Consider the following 14,949-nt stretch of genomic DNA (forward strand, 5'->3'; position numbering starts at 1 on the left):
GGGCACAACCTCGGGGTTGTGCCCGTTCTGCTTTCTCGGTTAGCCTCTCGCATCAAGTGCTCCCCTCGCAAATTGGTGCGCAATGGATACGTGGCTGCGATCCGCGATCGACTACATCGGCTCCTGGATCGAATACCAACTGACGACAATCCAGCAGCCCGGCGTCATCGTCGCATTCGCCTATCGCGGCGAAATCGTCGCCGAGCACGCCTTTGGCGTTGCCAATCTCGACACCGGCGAAAAACTCACCCCGCGCCACCGCTGCCGCATCGCCTCGCATTCGAAGAGCTTTACCGCCGCCGGCATCATGAAGCTGCGCGACCAGCGCAAGCTGCGGCTCGACGACACGGTCGGCCAACATGTCGGCGGCCTGCATCCGCGCGTCGCCGAGACGACAATTGCGCAGGTGCTCTCGCACAGCGCGGGGCTGACGCGCGATGGCGCCGATTCCGGGCAGTTCATCGACAACCGTCCCTATCTCAACGCCAGGGAGTTGCTCGCGGAATTGAAGCTGCCGACCGCGATCGAGCCTGGGACGCGCTTCAAATACTCCAATCACGGCTTTGGCCTGCTCGGCCTCGTCATCGAAGCCGTGTCGAAGGAGCCCTACTCCGCCTGGATCAAGCGCGAGATCATCGAGCCCGCGGGCCTGCGCGAGACTGAGCCGGATGCGCCGCTTCCGAAGGGCGCATCGTTCGCGCGCGGCCATACGCGAAAAGTGCCCTTGGGCGAGCGTTGCGTGATCCCCGGCGACAATCCGACGCACGCGATGGCGTCCGCCACGGGCTTCGCCGCCACCGCCGGCGATACGGCCCGCTTCTTCGCGCAGCTTGCGCCCAACGCCAGGAAGAGCGTGCTCTCGGTCGCAAGCCGCCGCGAAATGACCCGGCATCACTGGCGCATCCCGCAGAGTTTCGAGGCCTATTACGGCCTTGGCATCAACGCCGGAAAAACCGACGGCTGGGACTGGTTCGGCCATGGCGGCCATTTTCAGGGTTACATCTCCCGGACCTGCTCCATCCCCACTTGCGAGCTCGCGATCAGCATCCTCAGCAACTCGATCGACGGCGCGGCGCCGTTCTGGATGGACGGCGCGATGCAGATCCTGCGCGTGTTCAGGACTCGCGGCGCACCCGACCGCCGCGTGCGCGACTGGACCGGCCGGTGGTGGACGATCTGGGGCGCAACCGATCTCGTCCCCGCGGGCAACCGCGTGCTGGTCGCCAATCCGCAGTTCATCAATCCGTTCATGGATGCCGCCGAAATCGAGGTCACCGGCCGCGACACCGGCAAGCTCGCCTGGGCTGCCGGCTATTCCAGCCACGGCGAGCCGGTGCGCCGCGTCCGCGACAAGCGCGGCAAGGTCAGCGACATCTGGATCGCCGGCGCCAACATCAAGCCGGAGCGTGTCGTGGCGCGGGAGATCGCGCGGAGATATCCGCCGCGCAAGCGGCGGCCTACTCTCGGATAAGAGCCTCCACCTCGCTCCGAAACGCCTGCCGCGAGCCGTCGCGCGAATAGAACATGTGGCCGCCGGGATAGACGACGAACTTGACCCGCCGCGTCGCGAACGCCGGGAGCTGGTCGAGCACCCGCTTCGATCCGAAATAGGGCGTGGCGAGATCGAACAGGCCGTGCGCGACCAGCACGTTCAGCTTTCCGTCGGTGGCGAGGATCTGGCGCAGCTCCGACACCGACTGCGGCGGGTTGATGCCGCGGCCGAAATCCCAATTGCCCTCGACGGCGCCGTTGAGGACTTCATAGGAGCCATCCGGCCGCCAGTTGAGCTTGCGCGTGAGAACGTCGACCGCCGCACTCGTCAGCGGCGCCTGGAGCGGATCGCCCGAGGGATCGCCGAACCGGGAGCTGCTCGAATCCGGATAGGGATCATAGCCTCGCACCGAGGCGTCGTAGCGTCCCGTCACCTTGCCGTTCTTGCGGTCGAACTCGCGACGGAATTCACCGACGTCGAAACGGCCGGCGAGCCGGCGACTCACGGCCTGGTCGATCCCGGTGAGCTCGGCGACCTTGTCGGCAAGGCGATTGGTGGCCTCCTTGTCCGCCTCGCCCTTGACGAGGTCAGCCAGGAACTCGCCCCGCGCGTAAGCCTCGACGTCGGCGAGATCGGCGCGCTTGACCGGCCCCTTGGCTTCGCGCGCCACCGCGACATAGCTCGGCAGCGTCGCGACATATTGCAGGAGGCTGGTGCCAGTGAACTCGCGGAAGTCCAGGAGCGGCGACACCAGGATCAATCCCCTGACGCCGACGCCATGCTGGAGCTGCAACTGGCGCACGACCTTCGGCCCGCGAATGCCGCCATAGCTTTCGCCGCCGACATATTTCGGCGAGGTCAGCCGGTCGTGCTTCTCCAGCCAGCGGCGGATCACGAGCGCGATCGAATTGGCGTCGCCGTCGACGGAGTAGAACGACTTGCGCGCGTCCTCGCCGCTGGCAACGAACCGGCTGTAGCCGGTGCTGACGGGATCGATGAAGACGAGATCGGTGAAGTCGAGCCACGTCTCCGCATTCGGCTTCACCTCGGGTGAGGCGGACGGCGACAGGGCCTCGCCATCAAGCGGCAGCCGCCACGGCCCCGCAGCGCCGAACTGGAGCCATGCCGAGGACGCGCCGGGACCGCCGTTGAACAGGAACGTCACGGGGCGGGTCGCACGGTCGGCACCATCGAGCTCATAAGACGTATAGGCGATGTCGGCGAGCGGCTCACCCTTGCCGTCGAACACGCGGATCGAGCCGGCCGTCGCGGTGAAGCCGAGTGCACGGCCCGGCAGATCGAGCGTCTGCTTCGTGGTCGAATCCGACGGAAGCCGATGCGGCTCGGCGGCGGACGATGAGCCCTGTGACGCGCCTGGCGCGTTGCCGCTGCGCCCACCCTTCTGTCCCGCTGGGGCCGTCGTCTCGGCGCGTGGCTGCGGCGGATCGTCCGCGCGGGCAAATCCCGCGAGCGCGAAAGTCGACACCGCCAGCACCAGGGCCGCGCGGCGGAGCGCCGGCAAACGCATGACCATGATCGTTCTCCTTGTCCGGCTGCGAGAGCCGGCGAGCATCGCAAGGCTAGCGCGAAATTGCGACGGTTTGGGGGATAGCCGGCCCCGTGGCGCCTGAAGAAGCCGGGCGGGCACAAATCGACCCGGATTTGCCCTGAATGGGGATGGACGCTGTTTGCCTTGAACAGCGGTCCTTCTCGACAATGGAGGCCCAGGTCGTATAGACGAGCCCGGCGGAACTTTCTCCAGCCAGCGGCCCTGCCCGGAAGCCATGACCAAGCCAGCGCGATACAACCGGATCGCCTTTGTCGCGAGCCCAAGCAGCGAGGCGCAAACCGCCTTCGGCCAGCTCACGCGGGACTATGGCAATTGCGACCCGAAAGACGCCGATGTCGTGGTCGCGCTTGGCGGCGACGGATTGATGCTCCAGACGCTGCACCAGAACATGCACTCGGGAAAGCCGATCTATGGCATGCACCGCGGCACCGTCGGCTTCCTGATGAACGAGTACTCGACGGTCGACCTTCGCGCCCGTCTCGAGGCGGCGCAGGAATCCGAGATCAACCCGCTCCTGATGCGCGCGACCGACGTCAACGACCGCGTCCACCTGCATCACGCCATCAACGAGGTCGCCCTGTTCCGGCAGACCTATCAGGCCGCGCGCCTGCGCATTCTGATCGACGAGCGCGAGCGTATGCCCGAGCTGATCGCCGACGGCATCATGGTGGCGACGCCCGCCGGCTCCACCGCCTACAATCTGTCCGCGCAGGGACCGATCCTGCCGATCAACGCCGCGCTGCTGGCGCTGACGCCGATTAGTGCCTTCCGCCCGCGCCGCTGGCGCGGCGCGCTCCTGCCCAATACGGCTTACGTTGTGATCGAGGTGCTGGAGGGCGACAAGCGGCCGGTGGCGGCGGTGGCCGACCATGACGAGGTGCGCGATGTCCGCCGCGTCGAGGTGCTGTCCGACAAGACCATCTCGATGCGCATGCTGTTCGACCCCGGCCATAGCCTGGAAGAGCGCATCCTGCGCGAGCAGTTCGGCTACTGAGCGCCTCGTCAGGCCGCCGATCGCAACCCTTCGTTAACCCCCGCCGCGATATGGTTAACGAAAGTTGACCGCTCCGGCCCAGGCGTCATGTTCCGCATCGATTTCAACAAGCTGCGCTTCCTCGTCTGCGACGACAATCCGCACATGCGCCGCATCCTGCGGACGTTGCTGCACTCCTTCGGCGCGCGCGAGGTTTACGAGGCCGAGGACGGCGCCACCGCGCTGGAAATGTACAGCCATTACGTGCCCGACATCGTCATCACCGACTGGGCGATGCCGATCTTCGACGGGCTCGAGCTCGCGCAGATGATCCGGCAGCCGGAATCCAAGGGCAATCCCTACGCGCCGATCATCATGCTGACCGGTCATTCCGAGAAGCGCCGTGTCACGGTCGCGCGCGATGCCGGCGTCACCGAATTCCTGGCCAAGCCGATCTCCGCCAAGGGCCTCTACCAGCGTATCCTCAACGTCGTCGCCAATCCCCGGCCCTTCATCAAGACCAAGACCTATTTCGGTCCGGACCGGCGCCGCAACACCAACTCGGCCTATATGGGCCCCGAGCGTCGCGTCGGCGAAAAGCACGAGGTGCTCCAGCAACCCTCGCTGCTCGACAAGGCTCGATCCTCCATCTAGCGCGACGTCTCACACGATCGGGGCAGACATCATGGCGAAGAACGGCGCAAAGGACATCGAGGTCACGGCCTTCGCCACACACCAAGTGATCACGCAGCCCAATCCGCTGCGCAAGGTTCTGCGCCGGGTCGAGGAAAAGGACCTGGACGATCCGGTCGCCCGCGCCGAGCAGGCGCTCGCAGGTCTGTCCAGTGAGTTCAAGGACTGGATGACCACCGAGGTCAATCGTCTGTCGGCCGCTTACGTCGCTGTTCGCCATGAGGGCTTCACCAAGGACAGGCGCGACGAGCTGTTCCGCGCCGCGCACGACATCAAGGGCGACGCTGCGACGTTCGGCTATCCGGCGGCGGCGGGAGTAGCGGAGAGCCTGTGCCGCGTCATCGAGCACGCGCCCGATCTCGACAAGGTGCCGGCCGAGCTGTTCACGCACCACATCAACGCCATCCTCGCCATCGTGCATGAGAACACCAAGCTCGACAGCATCAGCGTTTCCGCCGAGCTCAGCCGCCGCCTGCGCAAGGTCGCCGACGACTACCTCGCCCACGTCAACCGCGATCGCCCCGAGCATCTCGAGGTGATCTTGGCACCGAGCATCGTGCCGGCGGATTAGCGGCTCTCGCTCTCTCCTCTCGTTATTGGGAGCGCAAGTGCCTTAGGGTGGGCAAAGCGACTCGTCCGCCGTAGCTCGAAGAGCGAAGGCGGAAGCGTGCCCACCAACCAATATAAGCTGTGCGGATCAATGGTGGGTACGGCGCTACGCGCCTTTGCCCACCCTACGGCGCCTCGTCACGCCGCAATCAAATCATCATAGATCGGATCGAGCGCGTCATCCGCGGTGAGTTCGTCGCAGAACAGCCGTGCCTCTTCGCGCGCGGATTCCGTGGCGAAGCGGCGGAGCAGGACCATCAGCGGCTCGGTCGCGCCGCGGTCGGCTTCGCAATGGGTGAGCACGCGCTCGACCATGCGCCGGCGCAGCCGCGCCGCGCCGTCGTCGGTATCGACAAAACCTTGCTCGTGGCAGGCATCGAGCGCGACCTGGAACGCCGCAAAGGTCGCCTCGGGAAGTCCGGCGCGGCGGAGCAGCGCGTGCAGGCTGTTGCCGCCACGGTCGTGCAGCAGCGCGCAGACGCGTGCCAGCGGCAGGTCGGCGAGTTCGGCGAGCGCCGCGTCGAACAGATCGAGATTGCTCGACAGCAGCGCGCGCAGGATCAGGCCCGCGGTGAGCTGGCCGGTGACGCGCAAATGCTGCACCAGGCCCTGCATGTCGTCGCCGCGCGTGCGCGCCGCGATGTTGATGGTCGAGCGGTCGCGCGCCTCTATCGTCACGCGCTCGGCACGGTCGGCGCTCAGCCAGTTCCGCGCGACGACGAATTGCGCCAGGGTTTCGGAAAGTTTGGCCACCAGCGCGGCACGCGTGGCCGACGGTAGATCCTCCAGCACCAGCATCGCCTCGCGGATCGCGGCGAGATGGCCGTGACGTTCGACGATGCGATTCCAGGAGAACGGTGCAAGCTCGGCGTGGGGATTCTCGATCAGCTCGAGGGCTGCCGCCGCGCAGCCGACTTCGGCAATGGCGGCGCAGACCGAGACCGGAAGCGCGATGCGGCGAGCGACTGCGCATTGCACCTCGTCATTGCCGGTTGCGACGATGTCGACGAGATCGGCGTCGATCAGCAGCGGCGAATGTTCGAGCACGGGCAGCGCGACGGTCGGCTGGTCCGCCGACAGCGCCCGCACGATCGATGCGGGCGCATCCGTGCTGCGCGCAAAGGCTTCGGCCATCGCCTGCCGCACCAGCGGCGAGGGATCATCGAGCAGCATCAGGAGCGCGCCTTCGGCGGCGATGCGGTCGTCATGGGAAAGGTCTGAGATCAGCCAGGCCCGGGCCAATGCCCGCGTCGCCTCGGCCCGCTCGCCGGCGGGCGCCGTCCTGATCCAATTGATAAACTGCCGAACGATCATGGTGCTTCCGGCTTACGCAACGAAGACGAAGCGGTGACGGCTTGTCACCTGCAACACAAAATAAACCACGACGCTTAACAAAGCGTTCACCATAACTGGCTGGTTTTATTGACGTTTTGTTAAGGGAACAAAGCCGCCTGCCGCACCTGCCCCGGACGCAGCGCTTGCGCGCCGCAGCGCGTCCGGGACACGAGAGCGGAGATCAGCTCGAGAACGTACCGCTGCGATCGCTGAAGAGATCGAGCGGTTGCGGCGGACGCACGTCAGGCGTCGCCGACGCGATCGAGGCGTTGTTGCCCCACAATTTCTGCACCGTGGTCGAAACCGGCTGCGTGGTATCGCCGGGCTGATAGATCGAGCGGAATGCGGGTGTGATCGGAGCGTTGTCTGCAATCGTTGACGACGAGGTCGCACTCACCGGCGTCACGCCGCGCGCCTCCGGAAAGGTCTGCAGATAAGCGGCGTTGTCGATGACAGGCGCGGTGGGCTGCACGCCGTTGGCACTTGCGACCTGCGTCGTGGATGGCGTGTCGCCATACATCGCCATCGCGCTGCGGGTCGTCTTCGAATTCGCCGCACTGGCGTAGCGCGCGTCGAGCACCGAATAGACTTCGGAGACGCTGCGCGCACGGCCGTCCCTGGCGTAGAAGATCGATCGGTTGGCGGAGGCCGCATTCGGAAACAGCCGTGCGCCGACCGCCTGCGGATTGTCCTCGGCATTGGCGATCAGCTTTGCGGCGCCGCCGACACCCATGAAATGCGCCATGTAGAGTTCGCTGTCAGACGGCCTGCGGCCGAGCAGTCCGGTCAGCTTGAAGCTGTTCGACTGCGTCAGCGCTGCGGCCATGGTGGAGGCGGCTTCCGGATCGTCGCGCAGCTTCATGATCGACCGCTTCATGGCGGGATCATCGACCGCGTAGCCGCCCGACGACGTCCTGGTGATGGCGTCGGAATAATTGCCATAGCCGAGCTGGGTGCCCGCCTCCTTCACCGTACCCAGCCAGGTCTGGTCGATGAACTGGAAGAGCCCGTGCGCGGACGACGTGGTGGCTCCCGCCGTCGGATCGAAATCCGATTCCATCTTGGCGGTGGTCAGCATGTACTGGAAGCTGACGCCCGTCCGGTTGGAGACCTGCTTGATCGCGCCGGCGACGCGTGCCCGCGACGGATCGAGACCCGTCGTCTGAGAGGCACTGGAATTGTCGACCGACATGATGGAGTGCCCGCCCCGTGCGGCGTTGAGCGACGCCGGCAATTCGGCGCCTGTCGTCTCACCGTGGGACAGGTATGGTTAATGCGGGGTTAATTTTGGGATCAGCCCCTCCCCGAGTCATTCCGGGGCATCGCGAAGCGATGAGCCCGGAATCCATCCACCCGCGCGTGATGCCGCACGATGGATTCCGGGCTCGTGCTCCGCACGCCCGGAATGACAGAGGGGCTATTTCTTGTAGACGGCGCCCGGATCGAACAACCGGTCCGCATCGACGAAGACCAGCTTGGCGCCGCCGCCCTCGGCCTCGACCTTGCGGTAGAAGCAGGACCGGCGGCCGGTGTGGCAGGCCGCGCCGATTTGCTCGACACGGATCCAGACCGCATCCTGGTCGCAATCGGTGCGGATCTCGACCACGCGCTGGGTCTGCCCCGACGTCTCACCTTTTCGCCACAAGGCATTGCGCGATCGGCTGAAGTACCAGGCCTCGCCGGTCGCAATCGTCTTGCGCAGCGCCTCGTCATTCATGTGTGCGACCATGAGCACGTCACCGGTGGCGACGTCGGTCGCCACGCAGGTCACGAGGCCGGCGGAGTCGTACTTGGGCAGGAAGACGAAGCCTTCCTCGATCTCATGGGAGTGAGCGGACACGGGCGTCCTCGCTTGGAGCATGACGCGGACATAGACCTTCGCGAGGTCAGCGCGTCGTGCCTCGCACCAGGGACAGGAAGCGGGCTTGCTCCGCCGGATTGTCGCGGAACATGCCGGTGAAGCGGCTGGTGAAGGTCGAGGCACCATGCTTGGCAACGCCGCGCACCGACATGCAGGTATGCTCGGCCTCGATCAGCACGGCCACGCCGCGGGGCTTGAGGATCTCGTCGATGGCCGCCGCGATCTGCGCCGTCATGTGCTCCTGGGTCTGGAGCCTGCGGGCGAAGATGTCGGTCAGGCGCGCAAGCTTCGACAGGCCGACGACGCGTTCCACCGGCGTATAGGCGATGTGCGCCTTGCCGTAGAACGGCATCATGTGATGCTCGCACTGCGAGGTGAACTCGATATCGCGCACCAGCACGAAGTCGTCATAGCCGGCCGTCTCGCCGAAGGTGCGGTCGAGCACCTCGGCCGGGCACTGGTGGTAGCCCTGATAGAGCTCGTCGAAGGCCTCGACGACACGGCGTGGCGTGTCGAGCAAGCCTTCGCGCGCGGTGTTCTCGCCGATATAGGCGAGCAGCGTCTTCACCGCCGCTTCCGCCTCTGCGCGCGCGGGGCGCGGCTGGTCGGCGCGGACGGCGGCCGCGAGGAATTCGGCAGGGTCGAGCTCAGCCGGCCGGCTCTCGGGCTGGCGGTCGGAGGGCTTGCCCGGGCGTATGGATTTGATCGCAGCGTCCATGTCTACTCCGTTCGACGGCCTCACGGCCGGAGTGTCACCGGCAGACGGGGCGGCAAGCCGCCGGACGCCTGAAGAGAAACAGTTTTGACGAAAAAGGCCCTTGGGTCATCACGCCGGCAGCGCAGATCTGGACCGCTGCGGCCGCACCGCTGGACTGTTTTTCCGCCAGTTCCGCCCCTATATAGGACCGTGGACGGCGCCCGCCAAGGCCGATCCGGTGCGGAAGTGTTGGACTCCATCACATGCTGAACGACATCTATAACAAGCGGATCATCGAACTGGCCGGGAATATTCCACGCCTCGGACGGCTGCCCGACCCCGACGCCACCGCCACCGCCCACTCCAAATTGTGCGGCTCGACCGTGAAGATCGACCTCAAGATGGAGGGCGACAAGGTCACCGACTTCGCCCATGACGTAAAGGCCTGTGCCCTCGGACAGGCCTCTTCATCCATCATGGCAAGCCGCGTCGTCGGCTCGACCGCGAGCGAACTCCGCGAGTTACGCGAAACCGTTCGCAAGATGCTCAAGGAGAACGGCGCGCCCCCTGAAGGCAAATGGGAAGAGATCAAATTCCTCGAGCCGGTCCGCGACTACAAGGCGCGACACGCCTCGACCCTCCTGACCTTCGATGCCGTGGTCGATGCCATCGGCCAGATCGAGGCGAAAGCCAAGCAGCCGGCCACGGCGCAGGACTGATTTGGTCGAGGTCATTCCGGCGCGCGCCGGGGCGAACTCCGGCTTCGTCGCTTTGCGACGCCCCGGGGTGACGACTAGGGAAATCTCACTTCTGCGAGCCCGCGCTTGGCGCCGCACCGGTCGGCACCACGGCCTCCGCCGTCTTGGTCGACTTGACGGGCTGCGGTTCCGCTTCCGCGCCGAACCTCGCCTGCGTCTTCGGCGCAAGTTCCGCCACCGCGGGCGCCGTGACGTCCACATGCGGCAGCACGTCGGCCACCAGGTTGGTGGTCACGAGATTGGTGAGCTTCAGCTCGCCAGCATCCAGCTCGTGCAGGTCTTCCCACGGCGGCACGCTGAGCGCGAGCGAGAGCAGGTCGCCGGCGCCGCCCATATCGAAGGTGTATTTGGCGAGCCGGCCGATGTCGCGCTCCACGATCATCAGGTCCTGCGCGCTGTAGCTCGCCGCCTTGGCATCGTCGGCACGATCGCCCATCCAGATCTGGTGGACCCGGACATGAGCGGCTTCCGGCACATAGCGCTTCTTGCCGGCCAGCAGCAGGAACACGCACATCGATTCGCAATAGGCTTCTGACGCAACCGTCGGACGGGCCGACTGCCCGCTGCGGTTCTGAACGCTGATGCCAACGGTGGTCGAAAGTCCAAGATTGCGGAAGCGCCGGCCGAGCGTGATCGCGTCGTTGACGGAACCGCCGCTGGAGTCGAGCACCACGGTCGCGCCGCCAAGCTGGCGTCCGCGCGAAAACTCCTCGAAATCCCTCGGCGTATCGGCGGTGATGATGCCGACCGCGCTGACCCAGCCGCGGCAATTCGGGTCGCAGGCGACCCAGTTGAACTTCATCGGCAGCTTGCGCTCTTCGAGGGCGGCACCGGCATGAGCCGTTGTGCCGGTCGTGGCGACAGCTCCGAAGAGCGCGGCGCCAAGTGCGGCGGCCCCAAGCAACAACCAGCCGCGACGGTCAAGGGAGTTCAGAAGTCTCAATCTGGTTCCTTCCCCAAGCCCCAAAGGTCCCGCAACAGTCCTCGGTAGCGCCCTCTGAGTCCATCATACGGGCGTATGTTTCTACACACGGTCGTCATAAAAATGGTATCCGGGGGAATACAGATCGTCCACAGGTACTTGCTGCACTGCTCCCAAAAAGCACGGTAAATATGGCGCAGAAACAACAACTTGCGGTTCCATGCGCCGGAACCGCGCAATACCTCGCTCACGATCGCAGCACAGCGCCCATGAAGCATTCAGCCTGCGAGCACTGTTCCACTCCCCTCGAGGGCGCGCTCCGTCTCCCGCGCCGATTCGGCCGCGCACTGATCTGGCTCTACCGCCACACGCTCTCGCCGCTGGTCGGCTACAATTGCCGGCACCTGCCGACCTGCTCGGTCTATGGCGACGAGGCGATCGAACGGTTCGGGCTGTGGGCCGGCGGCTGGATGACGCTCGCGAGACTGCTTCGCTGCAATCCTTTCGGCACATCGGGGATCGACAACGTGCCCCTCGCCGCACCGCAAGGCGCGCGCTGGTATCTGCCCTGGCGCTACGGCCGCTGGCGCGGCGTCAACGCGTCCTGAATATCACCAGGAACGCCGCGGCGCTTCGCGCATCGCTGCCTTGGATGGAACCGGAACTTCCCCCTCGCGTTGTTGTGATGCTCCCACGGGAGGAAACAAGAATGCGCTGGAAAATCAGCCCTCATTTTCACTTCAGGCCTGGTTCACATCCTGGCTCCAGAGGGCATCACGATCCCAGAACCCTCGACATGATTGCCATTATCGCGCTGCTGGCGCTCGTGGTCGGCTCCGGCTGGTATCTGGCGACGAGCCTTGCCACGGCGCCGAGCACCACGGCCTTCATCGTGCCGAGCCAGAGCGTGCACTGGTAGGCTGGACGTTAGAGATCGAGCACCAGCCGATCCGCGTCTGATCCTGCGACACACACCATGAGATAACGCTCGCGCTCATACGGTGACAGGATTCGGTCGCGGTGCACTGGCTTGCCCTCGATCCAGCCGACCTTACAGGCACCACAGATGCCACCGCAGCACGAGGTCGCGATGTCGACGCCCCCTTCCTGCAAGGCGGCCAGCATGGTCTGGCCGGCGCGAACCTGGATTTCGGTCCCTGTACGCGCCAACGACAGTGTGAAAGGTTTTGCGTCGGGATCGATGACCGGTGGCGGCGCGACGAAGCGCTCGACATGCACATTCGCCGCGGGCCACGCCGCGGTTACCCGCTCGAAATCATCGATCATGCTTTCCGGTCCGCAGCAGGCAACGAGCGTCTGTGCTCCCGCCTCCCCGACCAGCGACGCCAATTCCGGACGCCCCGTGCGAGACGTGCGATGCACGACGACACGGCCTGCGTCGATCAGCGGCGCGAGGTGCGCCGCAAGCGGCATCTCTTCGCGCACGATCAGATGCAGCACAAAGTCGCCATCGCCCGTCTGCACGAGGTGCCGCGCCATCGACAGGAACGGCGTCACGCCGATGCCCCCCGCCACGAACACACGGCGCGCGATGTCCGCCCCCGGCTCGAGCCCGCCACGCGGCAACGAGACGCCGATGACGTCGTCAATGCTGATCTCATCGTGAAGCACGCGCGAGCCGCCGCGTCCCTCGGACTCGCGCTTCACCGCAATGACATAGCGCGCGTTGTCGGCAGGCTCGTTGCAAAGTGAATAAGTCCGCACAAGACCGTTCGGCAGATGCAGATCGATATGCGCACCGGGCTTGAACGGCGGCAGCTCCCAACGATCGGGATCGACCAAGGTGAACAGCTTGATCCCTGGACCTGCCTCCTCGATGCCGGCGACAACCGTCTTGACCGTCGTAATCGGGCGCGCCTTCATGCCGCGTTCCGCACGGTGTCGCCAACCTTCACGACGCCGCCTTGCAGAATCCTGCAGTTGAGGCCCGAGCGGTTGATCAAGGGATCGAAGATCGCCTTGCCGGTGATCTCCTCGATGTGTCGGCACGGTACCGACAGCCGGGTCGCTTCGAGCAAGGTCTCGCCCAGCCAGAAGCGGCGGCCGACCAGGTGATTCAACGGCACGCCCTCGACGGTGACGTTGCGCCGATGCTCTTCCGGGCCGAGCTCGATGCCGGCATCGCGCTTGAGCGCAACCAGGGTCTCGAGCTCGAACAAGGTGACCTGACGGCCTTCTTCCGGCTTGTGCGAGTAAAAGCCCTCTTCGTTGCCGATCATGTAGCGATCGCCTTCGATTCCCCGGCCGGCGACGAGAGCAAGCTGCTCCACGGCGCGCATCGGCAGGAACGCGCGCGGGGTAAGATGAAGGAAGCGCACCACGCCGGTCCAGCCGAGCTGCGCTGCGCTGTGCGCCGAACCGGCACTGATAATATCGAGCATGACAAAGTCCTCATGAGGAGCGAGGGCGCGCCGCCGGCAGCGGCGCGCCGCGGGATCAGGTCAGTTCCTTGTTCGCCATTTCCGGCGCCAACGTCGTCGCGGTCGCGGTGACGGCGGCGCAGGCTATGAGCAACAGCGAGACCGGCCAGGTGGCCCCACCACTCCAGGCCATCAGAGACGCCGCGATCAGCGGCGTCAACCCGCCGCTCAAGGCCGCACCGACCTGAAACCCGAGCGAGGCGCCGCTGTAGCGCAGCCGCGCGGAGAACAACTCGGAATACCAGGGCGCGCCAATACCGAACATCACCATCTGTCCGAAGGTGATCGCGACCACGATGGTGCAGATGACGATGGTGGGATCGCGGGTGTCGAGCAGCCAGAACAGCGGGAAGGCAAACAGCGCCGAGAACAGACAGCTCGCGTAGAACATCGTCTTGCGGCCGAGGAGATCCGACAGCCAGCCGAACAGCGGAATCGCGAACAACGCCACCAGCGACGCGGCGAAGGCGCCGTTCAGCACCACCGTGCGCGACAGGCCGAGATTGGCCGTGGCGTAGGACATCACGAACACACCGCCGATGCTGGCATAGGCGATCTCCGAGATCTTGAGCCCGACCGCGGTGAAGAAGGGCCGGCGGTGGTGCTTGAAGATCTCGACGATCGGAAGGCTTGCAACCTCCTTCTTGGCCTGGACCTGACGGAAGGCGGCGGTCTCCTCCATGTTGAGGCGGATGTAGAGGCCGACACCGACGAGAGCGATCGAGATCAGGAAGGGAATGCGCCAGCCATAGGTCATGAAGTCGCTCTCCGGCAGGCTTGCCACCAGCGCGAACATGCCGATTGCGGCGAGATTGCCGATTGGATTGCCGACCTGCACCATGCTGCCGAGCAGGCCGCGGCGGTGTGTCGGGCAGTTCTCCACCACCATCAGCACGGCCCCGCCCCATTCGCCGCCAAGGCCGATGCCCTGGAGGAAACGCAGGCCGATCAGAAGCAGGGGCGCGGCGATGCCGATCTGCTGATAGGTCGGAAGCAGGCCGATCAAGAAGGTGCCGATGCCCATCACCATGATCGTGATCGCGAGCATCGCCTTGCGGCCGACCCGGTCGCCGTAATGACCGAAGATCGCGGCACCGAGTGGCCGCGCCAGGAATCCGACCGCGTAGGTGCCGAAGGCCGCGATGGTGGCGAGCGTGGGATTGCCGGCAGCGAAGAAGACCTTGTTGAACACCAGCGCGGTCGCGGTGCCGTAGATGAGGAAGTCGTACCATTCGACCGCGGTGCCGATCACGCTCGACCACACGATCCGTCGCAAGCTCGCCGCCTCGTCCGGCGCTACGTTCAGGGTTACGTCGTCTGCTACGGTCATCGATCTCTCCAAAAGGTACCGGCGCCTGGGAAAAGCAGTTGGGTCTGTCGTGGAGCCCATCGGCAGCCATGACGGTAAAAATCGATCATGTTTACTAATAGAAATCAACGCCATGGAACGGGGCAAATGCCGCCGATCGCAGCAGAATCGAAAAACTGCACTGTTTTTCAGCTAAAATACGCGATATACCAGCTCATCTGCTCACAATATCCGCGATCCTGCTCGAAATTTCCGCGCGCTAGTTTTCCTTTGGAATACAAACGCGCGC

At 65.2% G+C, this 14,949-nt stretch carries 16 protein-coding genes; 7 read left to right on the top strand and 9 right to left on the bottom strand.

Annotation, left to right across the window (positions count from 1 at the left end; all coding sequences use genetic code 11):
- Positions 1-82 precede the first annotated feature (82 nt).
- A complete protein-coding gene (locus tag AB7008_RS31630) occupies positions 83-1,471 on the top strand; it encodes a serine hydrolase domain-containing protein (protein WP_441260061.1) in 1,389 nt (462 codons plus the stop codon).
- Here the strand turns inward: AB7008_RS31630 and AB7008_RS31635 are convergent.
- Complete coding sequence (locus AB7008_RS31635) at positions 1,458-3,026, bottom strand: S10 family peptidase (RefSeq protein ID WP_028154782.1); 1,569 nt, start codon at positions 3,024-3,026, stop codon at positions 1,458-1,460. The two genes, AB7008_RS31630 and AB7008_RS31635, sit on opposite strands and share 14 nt — an antisense overlap.
- A 250-nt stretch (positions 3,027-3,276) precedes the next feature.
- Here AB7008_RS31635 and AB7008_RS31640 point away from each other — a divergent pair, with 250 nt between their 5' ends.
- The 3 genes from AB7008_RS31640 (at position 3,277) to AB7008_RS31650 (ending at position 5,299) form a co-directional block, all read left to right on the top strand.
- A complete protein-coding gene (locus AB7008_RS31640) occupies positions 3,277-4,056 on the top strand; it encodes an NAD kinase (RefSeq protein ID WP_014494357.1) in 780 nt (259 codons plus the stop codon).
- A gap of 87 nt (positions 4,057-4,143) precedes the next feature.
- On the top strand, positions 4,144-4,689 hold the full coding sequence (locus AB7008_RS31645; protein WP_008549760.1) for a response regulator: 546 nt from the start codon (positions 4,144-4,146) through the stop codon (positions 4,687-4,689).
- Between the two features lie 31 nt (positions 4,690-4,720).
- On the top strand, positions 4,721-5,299 hold the full coding sequence (locus AB7008_RS31650; protein WP_441260062.1) for an Hpt domain-containing protein: 579 nt from the start codon (positions 4,721-4,723) through the stop codon (positions 5,297-5,299).
- 176 nt (positions 5,300-5,475) lie between these two features.
- Here AB7008_RS31650 and AB7008_RS31655 read toward each other — a convergent pair whose 3' ends face one another.
- The 4 genes from AB7008_RS31655 to folE form a co-directional block, all read right to left on the bottom strand.
- A complete protein-coding gene (locus AB7008_RS31655) occupies positions 5,476-6,651 on the bottom strand; it encodes a DUF2336 domain-containing protein (RefSeq protein ID WP_441260063.1) in 1,176 nt (391 codons plus the stop codon).
- A gap of 202 nt (positions 6,652-6,853) precedes the next feature.
- On the bottom strand, positions 6,854-7,864 hold the full coding sequence (locus AB7008_RS31660) for a lytic transglycosylase domain-containing protein (protein ID WP_441260064.1): 1,011 nt from the start codon (positions 7,862-7,864) through the stop codon (positions 6,854-6,856).
- A gap of 225 nt (positions 7,865-8,089) precedes the next feature.
- Complete coding sequence (gene hisI / locus AB7008_RS31665) at positions 8,090-8,512, bottom strand: phosphoribosyl-AMP cyclohydrolase (protein WP_304490322.1); 423 nt, start codon at positions 8,510-8,512, stop codon at positions 8,090-8,092.
- A 46-nt stretch (positions 8,513-8,558) separates the two neighbouring features.
- On the bottom strand, positions 8,559-9,251 hold the full coding sequence (gene folE, locus AB7008_RS31670) for a GTP cyclohydrolase I FolE (RefSeq protein ID WP_028150233.1): 693 nt from the start codon (positions 9,249-9,251) through the stop codon (positions 8,559-8,561).
- 242 nt (positions 9,252-9,493) lie between these two features.
- Here folE and AB7008_RS31675 point away from each other — a divergent pair, with 242 nt between their 5' ends.
- On the top strand, positions 9,494-9,949 hold the full coding sequence (locus tag AB7008_RS31675; RefSeq protein WP_028154775.1) for an iron-sulfur cluster assembly scaffold protein: 456 nt from the start codon (positions 9,494-9,496) through the stop codon (positions 9,947-9,949).
- A gap of 85 nt (positions 9,950-10,034) precedes the next feature.
- On the opposite strand, the gene AB7008_RS31680 is transcribed toward AB7008_RS31675, so the two are convergent.
- The gene (locus AB7008_RS31680; protein WP_028154774.1) at positions 10,035-10,931 is read right to left on the bottom strand and encodes a hypothetical protein; all 897 of its coding nucleotides are present in this window, start codon (positions 10,929-10,931) and stop codon (positions 10,035-10,037) included.
- 248 nt (positions 10,932-11,179) lie between these two features.
- Here AB7008_RS31680 and yidD point away from each other — a divergent pair, with 248 nt between their 5' ends.
- Positions 11,180-11,518 carry a membrane protein insertion efficiency factor YidD gene (gene yidD / locus AB7008_RS31685; RefSeq protein WP_441260065.1) on the top strand — a complete coding sequence of 113 codons (339 nt, stop codon included), beginning with the start codon at positions 11,180-11,182 and terminating at the stop codon, positions 11,516-11,518.
- Positions 11,519-11,619: 101 nt separating this feature from the next.
- Complete coding sequence (locus AB7008_RS31690) at positions 11,620-11,829, top strand: hypothetical protein (protein ID WP_441260066.1); 210 nt, start codon at positions 11,620-11,622, stop codon at positions 11,827-11,829.
- An 8-nt stretch (positions 11,830-11,837) separates the two neighbouring features.
- Here the strand turns inward: AB7008_RS31690 and AB7008_RS31695 are convergent, their stop codons facing one another.
- From AB7008_RS31695 to AB7008_RS31705, 3 genes are read right to left on the bottom strand one after another with little or no spacing between them, the layout of a single operon-like run.
- The gene (locus AB7008_RS31695; RefSeq protein WP_441260067.1) at positions 11,838-12,794 is read right to left on the bottom strand and encodes a PDR/VanB family oxidoreductase; all 957 of its coding nucleotides are present in this window, start codon (positions 12,792-12,794) and stop codon (positions 11,838-11,840) included.
- A complete protein-coding gene (locus AB7008_RS31700) occupies positions 12,791-13,312 on the bottom strand; it encodes an MOSC domain-containing protein (RefSeq protein ID WP_248878520.1) in 522 nt (173 codons plus the stop codon). Before AB7008_RS31700 ends, AB7008_RS31695 begins: the two co-directional genes overlap by 4 nt.
- A 55-nt stretch (positions 13,313-13,367) precedes the next feature.
- A complete protein-coding gene (locus AB7008_RS31705) occupies positions 13,368-14,681 on the bottom strand; it encodes an MFS transporter (RefSeq protein WP_248878521.1) in 1,314 nt (437 codons plus the stop codon).
- Positions 14,682-14,949 lie beyond the last annotated feature (268 nt).

Origin of the sequence: Bradyrhizobium sp. 521_C7_N1_3 (genome assembly GCF_052075975.1) — a bacterium.
GTDB classification, from domain to species: domain Bacteria; phylum Pseudomonadota; class Alphaproteobacteria; order Rhizobiales; family Xanthobacteraceae; genus Bradyrhizobium; species Bradyrhizobium japonicum.

Excerpts from the sequence above, each read along its gene's own strand:
- AB7008_RS31630 (WP_441260061.1), top strand. The coding sequence starts at position 83 with ATGGATACGTGGCTGCGATCCGCGATCGACTACATCGGCTCCTGGATC.
- AB7008_RS31635 (WP_028154782.1), bottom strand. The coding sequence starts at position 3,026 with ATGGTCATGCGTTTGCCGGCGCTCCGCCGCGCGGCCCTGGTGCTGGCG.
- AB7008_RS31640 (WP_014494357.1), top strand. The coding sequence starts at position 3,277 with ATGACCAAGCCAGCGCGATACAACCGGATCGCCTTTGTCGCGAGCCCA.
- AB7008_RS31645 (WP_008549760.1), top strand. The coding sequence starts at position 4,144 with ATGTTCCGCATCGATTTCAACAAGCTGCGCTTCCTCGTCTGCGACGAC.
- AB7008_RS31650 (WP_441260062.1), top strand. The coding sequence starts at position 4,721 with ATGGCGAAGAACGGCGCAAAGGACATCGAGGTCACGGCCTTCGCCACA.
- AB7008_RS31655 (WP_441260063.1), bottom strand. The coding sequence starts at position 6,651 with ATGATCGTTCGGCAGTTTATCAATTGGATCAGGACGGCGCCCGCCGGC.
- AB7008_RS31660 (WP_441260064.1), bottom strand. The coding sequence starts at position 7,864 with ATGTCGGTCGACAATTCCAGTGCCTCTCAGACGACGGGTCTCGATCCG.
- folE (WP_028150233.1), bottom strand. The coding sequence starts at position 9,251 with ATGGACGCTGCGATCAAATCCATACGCCCGGGCAAGCCCTCCGACCGC.
- AB7008_RS31675 (WP_028154775.1), top strand. The coding sequence starts at position 9,494 with ATGCTGAACGACATCTATAACAAGCGGATCATCGAACTGGCCGGGAAT.
- yidD (WP_441260065.1), top strand. The coding sequence starts at position 11,180 with ATGAAGCATTCAGCCTGCGAGCACTGTTCCACTCCCCTCGAGGGCGCG.
- AB7008_RS31690 (WP_441260066.1), top strand. The coding sequence starts at position 11,620 with ATGCGCTGGAAAATCAGCCCTCATTTTCACTTCAGGCCTGGTTCACAT.
- AB7008_RS31695 (WP_441260067.1), bottom strand. The coding sequence starts at position 12,794 with ATGAAGGCGCGCCCGATTACGACGGTCAAGACGGTTGTCGCCGGCATC.
- AB7008_RS31700 (WP_248878520.1), bottom strand. The coding sequence starts at position 13,312 with ATGCTCGATATTATCAGTGCCGGTTCGGCGCACAGCGCAGCGCAGCTC.
- AB7008_RS31705 (WP_248878521.1), bottom strand. The coding sequence starts at position 14,681 with ATGACCGTAGCAGACGACGTAACCCTGAACGTAGCGCCGGACGAGGCG.